9 protein-coding genes are annotated in these 14,252 nt (G+C 36.3%); 7 read left to right on the top strand and 2 right to left on the bottom strand.

The window, feature by feature from the left end:
- The first annotated feature begins 190 nt into the window (after positions 1 to 190).
- The 3 genes from ASE92_RS20315 (at position 191) to ASE92_RS20305 (ending at position 2,939) form a co-directional block, all read left to right on the top strand.
- Positions 191 to 1,729: a sensor histidine kinase gene (locus tag ASE92_RS20315; RefSeq protein ID WP_056851958.1), complete on the top strand. Its 1,539-nt coding sequence runs from the start codon at positions 191 to 193 to the stop codon at positions 1,727 to 1,729.
- 181 nt (positions 1,730 to 1,910) lie between these two features.
- Positions 1,911 to 2,228: a GIY-YIG nuclease family protein gene (locus ASE92_RS20310; protein ID WP_056851957.1), complete on the top strand. Its 318-nt coding sequence runs from the start codon at positions 1,911 to 1,913 to the stop codon at positions 2,226 to 2,228.
- A 36-nt stretch (positions 2,229 to 2,264) separates the two neighbouring features.
- Positions 2,265 to 2,939 carry a LytTR family DNA-binding domain-containing protein gene (locus ASE92_RS20305; RefSeq protein ID WP_056851956.1) on the top strand — a complete coding sequence of 225 codons (675 nt, stop codon included), beginning with the start codon at positions 2,265 to 2,267 and terminating at the stop codon, positions 2,937 to 2,939.
- Here ASE92_RS20305 and ASE92_RS20300 read toward each other — a convergent pair whose 3' ends face one another.
- On the bottom strand, positions 2,940 to 9,359 hold the full coding sequence (locus ASE92_RS20300) for an alpha-2-macroglobulin (protein WP_056851955.1): 6,420 nt from the start codon (positions 9,357 to 9,359) through the stop codon (positions 2,940 to 2,942).
- A 467-nt stretch (positions 9,360 to 9,826) separates the two neighbouring features.
- Here ASE92_RS20300 and ribH point away from each other — a divergent pair, with 467 nt between their 5' ends.
- The 3 genes from ribH (at position 9,827) to ytxJ (ending at position 10,912) form a co-directional block, all read left to right on the top strand.
- Positions 9,827 to 10,318, top strand: a complete 492-nt coding sequence (gene ribH, locus ASE92_RS20290; RefSeq protein ID WP_056851953.1) for a 6,7-dimethyl-8-ribityllumazine synthase — start codon at positions 9,827 to 9,829, stop codon at positions 10,316 to 10,318.
- Between the two features lie 52 nt (positions 10,319 to 10,370).
- Positions 10,371 to 10,493 (top strand): hypothetical protein, encoded by a 123-nt coding sequence (locus tag ASE92_RS21625; protein WP_255352363.1) that lies wholly within the window; start codon positions 10,371 to 10,373, stop codon positions 10,491 to 10,493.
- A gap of 83 nt (positions 10,494 to 10,576) precedes the next feature.
- Positions 10,577 to 10,912, top strand: a complete 336-nt coding sequence (gene ytxJ, locus ASE92_RS20285) for a bacillithiol system redox-active protein YtxJ (protein WP_056851952.1) — start codon at positions 10,577 to 10,579, stop codon at positions 10,910 to 10,912.
- Positions 10,913 to 11,029: 117 nt separating this feature from the next.
- Here the strand turns inward: ytxJ and ASE92_RS20280 are convergent, their stop codons facing one another.
- Complete coding sequence (locus ASE92_RS20280; protein ID WP_056851951.1) at positions 11,030 to 12,538, bottom strand: malate:quinone oxidoreductase; 1,509 nt, start codon at positions 12,536 to 12,538, stop codon at positions 11,030 to 11,032.
- A gap of 383 nt (positions 12,539 to 12,921) precedes the next feature.
- Between ASE92_RS20280 and ASE92_RS20275 the strand changes: the two genes are divergently transcribed.
- Positions 12,922 to 14,217 carry a hypothetical protein gene (locus ASE92_RS20275; RefSeq protein ID WP_056851950.1) on the top strand — a complete coding sequence of 432 codons (1,296 nt, stop codon included), beginning with the start codon at positions 12,922 to 12,924 and terminating at the stop codon, positions 14,215 to 14,217.
- The last annotated feature ends 35 nt before the right edge of the window (positions 14,218 to 14,252 follow it).

Genomic DNA, 14,252 nt, shown 5'->3' with positions numbered 1-14,252 from the left:
TGTTGTAAGTTGTACGTAATAAGTTTTAGATTTAAAAGCCAAATCGCCCAATTTAAAACGCATTACGTATAACTTTCCACGTAAAACGTACAACGTAAATAGTTCATCACATTTTTACCCCCATCCATCACATTTTAAAAAATTGAAGTGAGAAGAGTTAGTAACATTGTGGTATAAACTACAACACATTATGATTATTCTTTCTGGCGAAGACACGACAATGAAAACTAAAAGCATCAATCAACTGGAATTTTGGATTTCGACAGCACTTTACGTTCTGGCACTAATTGGCATATGTACGTCCACAAGTTATGGCACTGCAAACGCTTATCGTTTTATCGAAAATCATTTGGAATACAGTAGATTAACTAATTTCTTCTTGCCAGAAATTTTCAAAATAAGCATTCTTTATATCAGTTTCTTACTGATTAATTTTTGCTTTATGCCCCAGCTTGCGAGAAAGAACAATGTAGTTTTAAATATCATTCTTACTGTAATGGTCACCGGAGTTTCCGTAATCATCTGGATGGTTGCAAATACCTATTCGCAAGCCGATCGATTGATTGAAGAGGCCGATATTAATCATGCTTACGCTATTTTATTTGGAGAAGCTTTCACCTATATTTTTTTACTCTATTTACTGTTCAACATCTATGCTTATTTCAAAGAGAGAGGAAAATCATTATTGGAGAAGATTCCATTTTTGAAGCGCTTCAAAACTGATATCCTGCTGGAGATTTTCACATCGGCCAAAATATGGCTAATTACGCTAATGGTGTTTGCAGTTGTTTTTTCTCCAACACGCGATTATGAATTTGTGGTGATCTGGTTAATTGCTCCACCGGTAAATATCTTATTGGCTTTCTATTCAATTTATGAGATCATTCCAGGCCTTCGGAAAAAGGGCAAAAGATTTGGCCGGTATTTTTGGGGGAATGTTGTTCTTTCCATACTAATCGTTTTATTACTGTTGATCATGCTTGCAGCCTTCATGAGAAATGGCGATGCGTTACCAATAGCACTGATTTTTACTTCTATTAGTCTTGTTTGCATTACTACGCCATTGGCATGGTACATTTATAAACATAAATTTGAGAAACAAACGGAAATCCAAATGCTCAAAACTGAGCTAGGAAAATCGGATGCAAGTTTAAATTTTCTCAAATCGCAGATTAACCCACACTTTTTATTTAATGCCTTAAATACACTATTTGGTACCGCACTGCAAGAAAATGCAGAAAGAACGGGTGAAGGCATTCAGAAACTGGGCGACATGATGCGGTTTATGTTGCATGAAAATACACAAGATAAAATTTCATTGACGAGGGAAGTTGAATACCTGAACAACTACATCGATTTGCAAAAACTCAGAACATCGCGTTCTGGCGACATAAGAATTGAAGCGCATATTGAAGAGCAATTGAATAGTTTGCAGATTACACCGATGTTATTAATTCCATTTATCGAGAATGCTTTTAAACACGGCATTAGTTTACAGCAACCATCATATATCAAAATGACTTTGCAAACCAAAGAGAAAACTTTGTTTTTTGATGTGAGCAACAGCATTTACATCAAAGCAGACAACGATCCGGAAAAATTGAAAAGTGGCATCGGTTTAGAAAATGTTAAGCAAAGATTGGCTTTACTGTATCCAGAAAAACACGAATTAATTATCCGCGAAAGTGCAAATGAGTTCTTTGTGCATTTAACTTTGCACTTGGATTAATCCTTCGACTACGCTCAGGATGATTCAAAGGTTAAATCTAGAATATGTTTTGATTTGTTTTTTCGTACGAGGGTCACGCTGAGCGTAGTCGAAGCGCCATTTCTTACATCAACAAACAGAAGCTATAGCAATCATTATTTCAAAAAAGGTTTTGTATCTTCATTACCAAACAACTCAAAAAGTGGAGCAATACACCGTTTATATTTTAGCTTGTTCTGACAAATCGTATTACACTGTCGTTACCAACGATGTCGACCGAAGACTTTATGAACACCAAAATGCAATCAATCCCGAAAGCTATACTGCAAAAAGAAGACCATTAATTTTAGTATTTTGCGAACATTTTAAGGATATAAACGACGCAATAGCTTTTGAAAAACAAATAAAAGGCTGGTCAAGAAAAAAGAAGGAAGCGCTCATTAGTTCAAATTGGGAACAATTAAAAGAATTATCCCTTTGCAAGAATATGAGCAGCCATAAAAACTACCAAAAACATTAGGCTTCGACTACGCTCTGCCTGACAAACGCAAAAAAGATGATTGCTATTGCTATAGATGATGAACCCATTGCACTTGAGATTATAAGCTCCCATGCATCAAAAGTTCCTTTTGTAGAATTACAGCAAACTTTTACTGATGCTTTTGAGGCAATTGGATACCTCCAAAACAACAAAGTCGATTTAATTTTTCTGGATATTAAAATGCCCGACATCAGCGGGATAGATTTTTTGAAGAGTTTGAGCAATCCGCCGATGGTTATTTTTACAACCGCCTACACGGAACATGCGGTCCAGAGTTTTGAACTTGATGCTGTTGATTATTTGTTAAAACCTTTTTCACTTTCACGATTTTTAAAGGCCTGCAACAAGGCACATGAATTATATAATCTGCGTGGACAAAAACAGGAAGCAAAAAATGAATATATTTTTGTGAAGGATGGTTATGAACAAATTAAAGTTGAACTAGATGATATCCTGTATGTGGAAGCTTCAGGAAATTACACCCAGATTCAATTAAAAGACAAGCTTTTGAGCTCAAGGATTACCATTAATGATTTGGCAGAACTACTTCCTAAAACGGATTTCATCCGTTGCCATCGGGCATTTATTGTAGCTAAAAACAAAATATCCAAATTTGACCGCAGCCAAATTTGGATAGGAGAAAAAATAATTCCGATTGGGGCAACTTACACCGGTATTCAACTGCTATAGTTAAGGTTTAACTGTTACCCTAATCCCTGCAGAATGTGTAGTGAATTCTGGTGCATACATGCTTTGCAACGTCGTAATTCCATTAGAAAAGTTGCCGGCATGCGTAATCCTTAGCGGGTATTCAAAAACATAAGTTCCTTTGCGTAAATAACTGATAAAGAAATTAGTTGAAGCATCTTTCGTACTTTCATAATAACCTAAACCATCCTGATATTTGAATTGAGAAATCACATTAACCGGTTCAAAACCAGATGATCGCATATCTTTTAGATGAACATATTCCATATCTCTATCACAAAAAATTTCAATCCTCACTTTTAATAAATCGCCTGGAGCTAATTGATTTGAACTTGTTAATGGGGTAAGCAAATTTCCTTTATCTGTTTGTATTTGGAGGAATAGTTGTTTATTTATTTTCACCCCCGTTGCAGCGGATGTGATTTTATCCAACTGCTCAAAATATTGCCAATAATATGCACCCCAGGCCATACTTTTATTGTTGTTTGTAATTTCTACCCTGGCCATTTCGGGTTTAACATTTTGCCCGGCAATGGCTATTTTCTGATAGCCTGTTCCTGCCTCTTTTTCGGGTTCTGCAATGCCCATTTCTGCGAATGATTTACCGCCGATCACAATCTCCGGTGCTGCTGATTCATTTAATAAATCGTAACCCCGCATCAGCAAAGCATAACTTGCAGCAGCCGTTGCTTTTGTAGTTTTCCAGTCATTAGTCTGCTTATTTTTTAGCAACCAAATTTTCATTTCTTCCACCGAGTGCGTATCTTTTGCCACTTCATCGAAGGCTTCTATTAGCAAAGCTTGCGTTTCAATGGTATTTTGATACCACAAATATCCGTTCCTATTATCTGCCCAATACATACCCAGTTCATCATGATGCTGTGCCGTTTGTTTTAGTAATCCAATCACTTTCAATGCCTCAGCTTCACTCCCATTTCTATAGAAAACGATGGCTGCCTGTGCTTGCTGATAGGGATCTAAATATTTCCATTTCGAAGTAAGTATTTTCAAGAAGTAGTTAACTGATCTAATATAATCAGGATTATCATTTTTCTGATTTACATAACCGCGGGCATATAAATAGTGAAGAGTTAAATAATTAAATCCTTGTCTTTTAAGCTTAAGATCTAAAGTATAATCTTCAATCAATTTAACATCCAAATAGCTAATAGCCTTCGAAAGCATCTGATTCAATTTTGGAAAAGCTTTTTCGTCGATTAATTTAAGGTGTTTCAGTTGCCCGATACCCATTGCAATGTATTGCGTGATGTATCGATCTTCCTGCATTCCTGTAAACCATGGAAATGCACCATTGCTAAACTGCATGTTCTCCAGTTTCTCGAAATTCGCTTTAAGCTCATAAGTCATCCTGTCTAAATCAAACAAAGTAGCTAAGCGTTTCTTCCGCTCGGTTTCATTATTAGCTTGTCGCACCCATGGCGTTTCTTCCAATAAAATTGATTTTAAGGCTGAGTTTTTCTCCAAATTGGATACTAAAGCTTCGCCGTTGTTGATTTGTTGCCAGGATTGGAAAACCATTTTTATTTTGGGCGATGAATTGATGATGCCAGTTGCAAAACTGTTGGCGTAAAACCTGCTGAATGTTTGCTCGGCACATTCATAAGGATATTCCATTAGATAGGGTAGAGCCTGCACCGCATACCAAATCGGATTGGAAGTAAACTCAAAAGTTAAGGCTTGGTTTCTTAATGTTTTCGAATCTCCCGCATGCAGTAATTTATTCATAATGAAAGTTTTTTTAACACCTCCACGTACGTTTATCGGCATACTCTCAGTTACCAACATAGAATTCGGTAAAACCGGTATGGTCATTTCCTCTCCATCAGCATAATTTTCTGATTGAGCAGTAAGCTTATATGTAATTGCTCCAATGCCTGGAGGAATGATCAGAGACCATTTTAATGCTTGGTTCCGGTTATTTTCCAATTGAATTTTTTGCTGAACCGCATCTTTATTGCTTATAATAGAAATCTTTTTTCCTGTGATGGCATCTGTCAAATCTAGAAAGGCTAAACCGCCAATTGGTTTACCAGAGAGGTTATTGAGCTTAGCGCTAAACAAAATAGTATCTCCTTCACGAAAAAAACGTGGTGCATTTGCCGAAATGGAAAGCTTTTTCTGCGTAACCAATTCTTTGGTAATGGTTTTGGTTTTAAAATCTTTAGTATGCGCAAAACCCATCATTTTGTATCGCGTTAAAGATTGTGGGATTGTAAATTCTACTTCAATTTGTCCTGATTCATCGGTTTTCAACTGCGGATAAAAGAAAGCGGTTTCAGTAAAATTTGTCCGTGGAATAACTTTAGCCTTTTTAACAGGTTTACCATTAATGATGTAGGTATCCGTCTTCGGATCGTAGCCTTCAATGCTCACAAAATCGTAAACGTTATTATCATCAACAGCAATGGCCTCTCTAAGCATTTCAGGAGCAGGAGCACCAGCCCGATCATACGCCACACTGTTTGTTCCCCGTAATTTGATGGTTGTTACAGGCTCGTTCGCGGCCAACACTTCAACCTCCTCCCTTAAATTGGATACACTACCGGTTATATTTTTCTTTTGTTGGGCTCCGTAGCCTGTAACAACAATCTCGTTTAGTCCTTGTCTATCCTCTATCAGCTTAAAGTCGATTCTTTTAGCTGTTTTAACTTCGGCTGTTGCTCGGTGATATCCGATATAACTTACGGTTAACTCATCTCCGCTTTTAGCATCAATACTATAAATACCATAGGCATCAGTGGTTGATCCCTTTTTACCAACTCTTAATGCAACTCCGGGCACGCCATAACCATACTGATCGGTTACAATACCATATACCAAACCAGATAATTTTAACGAAGCAAGTTTTTTGGTCGCCACTTCGCTGTTAAATTTTCGATTATTAGCCTCTACTCCAGCCAAATATTGCGTATAATTATATTTTAAATTGTAGGTGTTGAAATCGAAGCCATAATAATTTATTGCTTCGTATTCTCGCTTCCGTATGTCGTAATAACCACGATATCGATCTTTGTGCCAAATCTCATTCGCCGTTTGTATCGCAGTGAGATTATAGCCCCAGCTGTAAATATTGTAGTTGTATTTAGGCGAAAAGATTTTATTCCAGCTCATGGTTTTTAAATCATCCAACGATGCATCATATAAAGACACCACCATTTCAGCCATTTGTTTTTCGCCCTTTTTATTAGTGATTTTTAATTTCCATATATCCTTTTCACCTGGCTGTAGTTTATCCCTGAAACTTGTAAAATGGATATCCAACTCTTTACTTTCATCTACAATGGTAATTACATTCATAGATTGGAATATTCTACCATTTTGAATTAAGGTAAATTGAACAGCGAAGCCTTCTACAAATTGAGCTTCAGGCTTGATGTTTATTACTTCCTGCTTATGGCTTAGATTTAACCAAACCTTCTTTATAACCTGGTCTTTATAATATACTTCATAATAAGCCCTGGCATTTGGCAAAATACTTGCAAACCTAAAAACAGCCGATTCACTAGGTGTCACAACAGTCTTCTCCACTACAAGCCATTCTTTTGCCAGTAATATTTTCTCGCTTGGACTTTCGTAAATTCGAACAGTTTTTTCTATAATAATGGAATCCAGATTCTCATTGAGTGCTTTAAACTTCACCTTGTAATATCCTGAAGGAAGTTTAACTGCCTTCATTTCTAAAATACCAGTACCCAGTTCTACTTTTTTATGCTGCACCAAACTGATTTTTCCTGTCAGCCAACTTTCAGGAGTTGCATCATTCTCATATTCATCATAAGGAAATTGCTTAACAAATTCGGCCCTGCTCAGGTTGTATTTTTCCGCTCTACCTAAAGTATTTGGATAAACCACTCTACCCGGATATTCTAGTTTGTACCACTCTACAGTTAATTTGCCATTAATTGGCACCTTATTTAAATTGGTAATTTCGAAAGCTAAATTATCCTTCAAGTTCGTAGTAAAAATGTTAGCGGGTATATCTACATTGAGTAAAATGTCACTTTTGCCAGCATTAATAAACTGAGATTTGCTTCTTGTTTCACCATTCAAATCAGTGATATCTACATTGATTTGATAGGAATATGCACTAATACTAGGATTCTCTGCTGCCGCAAAAAAGCGAAGGTCAAATACACCCCCAGCTTTCGTTTCGGTTGTTCCAATAGCTACTTGCTTACTCGGACTGTAACCATAAACGCGATCATTGGACGAGAGGATATTTCTGGTAATAACATACTTAACTTTTGCACCAGAAACGGCATAACCCGCAAATCCAATTGCTTTTCCTTGTACAAGTATCGTATCGTTCAACTTGTATTTTTCATCTAATTGATTAAATGAAACCTCGAAAGTAGGTCGCTTATACTCCTCTACCTGAACATCAACATTACCATAAGCTGTATTTATGCTCATCCTGCCGTTTAATTTACCCATTGGGATCGTAAACGAACCGTGGAAAGTGCCAAACTCATTCGTAATTTTTGAAGTTTTTTCAATCTCTCTTCTGTTGGCATCATTAAAAGTGATGTCGATAGTTGATTCTTTTACGATCCGGTTCTTGTCATCTTCAAATTCAAAATATATTCCTTTATAATAAACGGTTTGCCCTGGCCGGTAAATTGGCCGATCGGTAAATAAAACCACCTTCGACTTTGCAGACATATATTTATAAAATCGCTGATTAATATCCATTACAACCGTATCATTACCATAGATGGTTTCTATGCGGTTTACCGATGCATTTAGCGAACTCTCTGCAAATCCATTTTTATCTGTGTTTAAAGTTCCCCTGGGTTTATATACATATTTTCCACCCGCATATTCATTATTTTCCTCATTTATAGTTGCATTTACTATAGCCTCTCCAGTGGAGCTATTGGAAACAAAATATTGATGATTAAGGATGTCTGTGATCCGATTGGTTACAGCCAAATCTGTAACTTGAAAGGTTAGGTAATTAAAAACCGCATTATTGCCGGTAGTATTGGCGATGATAACATATTGCCCTTTCTCCAAACCATCCAATTTGTCTATTAAGGTGTGCTCCCTGTAATCATCAGTTTCAGGCAAGCTAACCATCCATTCCTTTTGGATTTTATTTGTAGTGATGAATTTCTCAAAATCTTCTAGATTGCCAAGGTGAAAACGGTTTGTAATTCTGCTTACGTTAAAAAGCTGTAATGAAATTTTATTCGTATTTTTATACCTAAAACGTATTTGTGCTGGTTTTCCTGGCACTAAAAATTGATTCATCTTAATTTCCAGCATTTTACTTTTTATATCAGCAGTTAACTTTTCGAAGTTTTTGGCACCAGTACTTTTCGGGTAGGCTTCAATAGCCAGGTTGCCCATCGCTAGCAACTCCTTTAAATCGATATCCTGTTTTGGAATTTGAAGATTTCGCATCTCGTATTTTTTCGACGCCAGTTCAAAAAGCACATCGGCATACAGTTCTGAGGATTTGGAGAAATTGGCGAGTTTTTGGATCGCTGCACTATAAAGCGCCATTTTATCTTCGCGGGTGCTTCTGGAATAAACGTAATTTAACCGTTTCAAATCCACATCAACTAAAGCACCGACATTATTACTTTCTTGATGGCTGCGGATAAGTTTCTGAAAAATGGCTAATGCCATTGATGAGAATGAAGTCGAATCTTTAGTCGGAAGCTCAATTTTTAAAAATGCCTTATCATCATCAAACCATTTCACATTATTAAAATCGATTGCATCATCATTTTTGGTAACTTCTATCTGTGTATTTAACAAAATATCTATAGCTCTGTGTGCTAGCAAATCATAAAGTGTAGGCCTTAAAAACCTATTTTGTTCATTGCCAATCATCATTTCGCTCAGACTATTAATTTTTGTGTTTTGCAAAATTTTAGTTTCTGCAATTGATGCTAAATAATTTTTAGCAGTTTTCTCTAAAAATTTGCTGGCTGGCCAGGTTTTTATATCATCGCTCAGATTTAATTGGACACTGGTGCGACTAAGCAACTGGAATCGATTCTGATCGTAATATTTCCAATAACTTTCGGCTAGTAATGATTGTAAAATACTTTTGGCGGGTTGGCGGGCAGTAAGAATATCTTGTTGTAGCTCTTTATTTATTTTTGCAAAGGCATTTTCTTCCAGGTAACCCTGAAATAACATTCGATACATTGTTGCCTTAATGATGACAGCTGTTTCTTGATCTTTTCGGGCCTTTTCGATTAACTTATTTAAGATTGGAATGGCTTCCTTCGGCTTTGTTGCGAGAGCGAGAGAATCTATAGTTTTAAAAGCTGACTTATAGTAAATTTGCTTCTTTTGGGAAAAAACGGATACGGAATAAAAGCAAAAAGAAATGATTAGCAATAAGATTGGTAGCGTTTTTTTCATAACCGGGGATTTAAACTTTAGATGGAATATTAAAATGGATTCCATAAATTATTTAAACATATATCTGATGATTTACTAAACTAATGAATTTTGCACTTCTCACTTTAGTAAGTTTCGCTGAAAGCGTATAGAGAATTTTGAACAATCAATTGAAAATATTTAAGCGAAACTTTGGCAGTTTGCTTCCGAAGGCTTAAATAGTAGCAAAGCATTAAGCATTTTAAACCCGATCGCAGTGAACACGAAACCCGATTCTTTTTATCGGGTAAGTAAAACGGAGAGCGGGACGAACATTTGATTGAAATACTGGTTTTGCTTTCCAAATCAATCAAAATATTTCTTTTTTCCATTTGAAATGATCTATGTAACTCCTGGAAAACGGAGGCACAAAATTGACTTAAATTAAAGTTACAACATTTAAACAGTAAGCCCTTTTAACATTAAATGCTTAGCATTATATTTGTCACATGTCTACACAACTAAAAAATCTTTCTGATTTCTCTCATACCACTGTTCCGAATGGAGCGAACTATAAATTTGGAATCATTGTTGCCGAGTGGAATGCCGAAATTACTGGCGCTTTGTACAATGGTGCATTAAAAACTTTATTGGAAAATGGCGTAGCTGAAGAAAATATTGTTTCGTTACCAGTGCCTGGGAGTTTTGAATTAACAGTTGGAGCGGAAATTTTGCTAAGCAAAAGAAGCGACATTGATGCCGTAATTTGCTTGGGTTGTGTAATTCAAGGGGATACAAAACATTTCGATTTTATTTGCGATGCTGTTGCCCAGGGCGTGACCAATGTGGGTATTAAATATAGTAAACCTGTTATTTTTGGTGTTTTAACCACTAATAATTTGGAGCAGGCCCAAGATCGTGCTGGAGGCAAACATGGTAATAAAGGCGATGAAGCGGCTATAACCGCAATTAAAATGGCCGACTTTTCTGCCAATATTTAAAATTGTGTTTTAAGAAACTATTTGTACCTTAGCGCTTTAATCCCCCAATCTAATGAAAAAAGTTGCCATCTTATTATTGGCGGTGTTTTGCACCATTACCATTTTAGAGTCATGCTCTTCAAAACTTTGTCCTGCTTACAGCTCTTACCCTGAAGGTAAACGCAGAAGAAACTAAGTTTAAAACATTAGAATTTCATTTTACAGTCATCTGCAGAACTTTATTTAGCTGCATGTGTTTATGTATAAAACAATATTATTATGACTTGGGTTAACTTAACTTCGAAAGATCAGCTTAATGAAATAAAATCAGCAAGCGGATACAGCCTTATTTTTAAGCACAGTACACGTTGCTCAATTAGTTCGATGGCCAAAAGAAATTTTGAATTTAGCTGGGATGTGATTCCGGAAGATACAAAACTTTATTTTTTGGATTTAATTGCCTACCGGGAAATTTCTGCTGAAGTTGCACATCTTTTTCAGGTTACACACCAATCGCCACAAATTTTATTAATTAAAGATGGAGATTGTGTTTTGGAAGCATCACATAGTGATATCTCTGCAGAAGAAGTAGCTGAGGTAATTGTTGCAGCATAATTAAAAAATATATCAGGAAAAAGGGGCGCAAATTTAAAATTTGCGCCCCTTTTTTTATCTCAATTTTTACTTAGAAATATGTGTCATTTCCAATTTGGGAAGGATGACAAATTTTATCTAGGCTTTTTCTATTTCTAAAACTCTTGATGTTCTCGCTCTGGTTTCTTTGCAAAGTTGAGGATTTTTAGCCAGTTCCTTACCGAAAGTAGGGATCATTTCCTTCATTTTAGCTTGCCATTCGTCAGTTGCCAAATCGTCTTTGAAACAACGACTCAGTAATTCAATCATGATTGACACGGCTGTTGATGCGCCTGGAGAAGCGCCCAATAATGCCGCAATAGAACCATCGCCAGCACTCACTACTTCGGTACCAAACTCTAAAATTCCCCCTTGTTTTTCATCTTTCTTAATTACTTGAACACGTTGGCCAGCATATTCCAGTTCCCAATCTTTAAGTTGGGCTGTTGGCAAATATTCTTTTAAAGCTTCTAATCTATCTTCAGGAGATTGCCTTACCTGTTCAATCAAATATTTTGTTAAATCGAGGTTGTGCAAACCTGCAGATAACATCGGGCGGATATTATTGAATTTGATAGATTTTGGTAAATCTAAAAACGATCCATTTTTTAAAAATTTGGTTGAGAAACCTGCGTAAGGACCGAACAACAAGGCCTGTTTACCATTAATCATCCTGGTATCTAAATGCGGTACCGACATTGGCGGAGCGCCAACTGCGGCTTTACCATATACTTTAGCATGATGTTGTTTAATAATCTCTTCGTTAGTACATTTTAACCATTGGCCACTTACCGGGAAACCACCAAAACCCTTTCCTTCAGGGATATCAGATTTTTCGAGCAATGGCAATGAACCGCCACCAGCACCAATGAAAACAAATTTAGCAACGCGTTTGCGTTTCTCTTTTGTTTCTAAATCCTTAACTTTTATAACCCAGTTCCCTTCTTTGTTCTTCTGCAAATCACGAATCTCATGATTGAAATAAAGACTCACATTAGGTTGTTCTTTAAGATGATTAAACATGTCGCGGGTTAGCGAGCCGAAATTAACGTCGGTACCTAAATCCATTTTTGTGGCGGCAATTTTATCAGTCTTTTTACGGCCTTCCATAATCAATGGTGCCCAATTCTTCACCACTTCCGGATCTTCGGTATATTCCATGTCGCTAAACAAATCACATTGCTGCAAAGCGTCGTAGCGTTTCTTTAAATAATCTACATTCTTTTTGCCCCATACAAAACTCATGTGTGGAATTTTTCGGATAAAATTCTCGGGGTTGGAGATTAATCCTTTTTCGATAAGATAAGACCAGAATTGTTTTGAAACCTCAAAATGTTCGGCAATTTGAACCGCCTTTTTAGTTTCAACCGTTCCATCTTTTTTTTCAGGCGTATAATTTAATTCGCAAAAAGCAGAATGTCCGGTACCGGCATTATTCCAGGCATCAGAGCTCTCTGCTGCTGCAATATCCAATCTTTCATATATTTCAATACTTAAATTGGGTTCTAATTCTTTTAATAAAACACCAAGTGTTGCGCTCATAATTCCAGCGCCAATTAAAATCACATCTGCGTCAGTTTTACCAACTGTCTTTATCTTTTTTGTCATCTTATTTTAAAGGAGTTACAAATTTAGGATCATTTTAAACATGAAACGAATTTTCGCATATGAAAACTAAAAAATTGCTAAAAAATGTATTTTTATTTGAAACCGGTAGCATTAATTAGCATAATTAAATTGAAAACGTTGATTTTTATAGCGAAATTATTAAATCTTCATTAGGATTGTATTAGAAATCATAACCCGATAAACAATTGGTTTGTTTTTACCCATTAAACAATGTGTTCTGCATCTATTACACACGAATAATAAAATAAATGCAGCAGAAATTTAGATATTGTAGGCGAATAGTCATCCGGAAAAAACATCCCACTATAAAAGTATATTTTTATTTAGTTGAAGCGTTTGCTTCTCTTAAAGGAATGTTTAAGATGAAAAATTTAATTCTACTGATTTGTATCATTGTATTCGCTGGCTGTTCCGGAGAAAAAACCGACGAGGTTTTACTTCAACTGGATAAAGAAAAGCTTGAGGAAAATATTAATTACGACAAGATCGTGTTTTACAAGTTTGCCAAAATAGCGGTACGTTCAAATGCCGTACTCGATACCAATATGGAGGAATACCAAAAGTTTTCATCACAAACCCGAAACATCTTGAAAACGATGGATCAGCTCGATACTAATAAAAAAAGTATCTCTGTAATGGAGGCGCTGCGACTTTATAATGATTATCGTAAAGTAAAAAAATTGGTTAAAACTACCGACGAAGATGTGTTTCCTAGCCTAGTACAAGGTTTTAATGTAATGTATGGAGCGCCAAAAGTTGACATGAATGCTGTTGATGCCAAAGAGAAAACACGTGTTCAGAATATCGAACACGCGATTCTAAGCATGGCAGTTTTAACCACAAGAGACTTAGGTCAGCCGTTTGCCCTGTATGAATGTTCAAAAACACAACCAGAGCTTTTAGACGATTCGGAGATTAAAACGCTGTTGGAGTTTGTTAGAGGCTTCCTTTTCTTTGGCAACAACCTTTATTACTTATCCGAAGACGGTTTATCCCGCAATATTAAATGGCTCGATAAAAATGAAAGTATTCCCATGCCTTATACTAAAGCTTTTTTTGGCTGGAGAAATTTGAGCGACTCACAAGCACATACCGCTTTCCATGGCATGAATTACCTTTTTAGAGGGTTTGATAGAATGCGAATGGAAAGAAAAGTTGATGAAGAAAGATCTTTGGCAGATTTTGACTCTTTTGTTAAGGATATGAACAAACTTGGCTTAGAAACCGAATTAGTTTGGTTGGCGGATGCCTATCTGAATTTGAAAAGAGAAAAGCCGAAGAAGGCAATTCCGGCTTTAGAAAAATTAAAAACCAGTCCTCTATTTTCCGACAGTGAACGTGAGGCCATCCAAAAAACCATCGATTATGTTAAAGATCGAGAGCCTGATGCTGCGTTGAAAGGCGTTTACGACAAAGCATTCATGGCCAGGCTGGCTTCAAAGTATATGATTTCAGTATTAGCGAAAATTGATTGGGAGAAAGTGATGAGAGAAAACAATGTTCCACACACAAAGGAAATCTTCGCGAACATCAATAAATTCAAAGAAATGTCTAATGCGGTAAGCCAATATACTCAACCATCTACCATTGAAAACGGTAAAAAGGAAATCACTAATAAGGGTAGCGAGTTATTGGATAAGGCAAAGTCGTTGTGGTAAAACAATTTTAAGATGTTTTCAAGTGCTGAATTCTG

The sequence above is a fragment of the Pedobacter sp. Leaf41 genome (assembly GCF_001422545.1).
Taxonomy (GTDB): Bacteria; Bacteroidota; Bacteroidia; order Sphingobacteriales; family Sphingobacteriaceae; genus Pedobacter.
This window is presented reverse-complemented; position numbering and strand designations above follow the sequence as displayed.

Bases quoted from the DNA above. Each gene is read 5' to 3' on its own strand.
- ytxJ (WP_056851952.1), top strand. From the start codon at position 10,577: ATGACTTGGGTTAACTTAACTTCGAAAGATCAGCTTAATGAAATAAAA.
- ASE92_RS20275 (WP_056851950.1), top strand. From the start codon at position 12,922: ATGAAAAATTTAATTCTACTGATTTGTATCATTGTATTCGCTGGCTGT.
- ASE92_RS20305 (WP_056851956.1), top strand. From the start codon at position 2,265: ATGATTGCTATTGCTATAGATGATGAACCCATTGCACTTGAGATTATA.
- ASE92_RS20315 (WP_056851958.1), top strand. From the start codon at position 191: ATGATTATTCTTTCTGGCGAAGACACGACAATGAAAACTAAAAGCATC.
- ASE92_RS21625 (WP_255352363.1), top strand. From the start codon at position 10,371: ATGAAAAAAGTTGCCATCTTATTATTGGCGGTGTTTTGCACCATTACC.
- ASE92_RS20280 (WP_056851951.1), bottom strand. From the start codon at position 12,538: ATGACAAAAAAGATAAAGACAGTTGGTAAAACTGACGCAGATGTGATT.
- ribH (WP_056851953.1), top strand. From the start codon at position 9,827: ATGTCTACACAACTAAAAAATCTTTCTGATTTCTCTCATACCACTGTT.
- ASE92_RS20300 (WP_056851955.1), bottom strand. From the start codon at position 9,359: ATGAAAAAAACGCTACCAATCTTATTGCTAATCATTTCTTTTTGCTTT.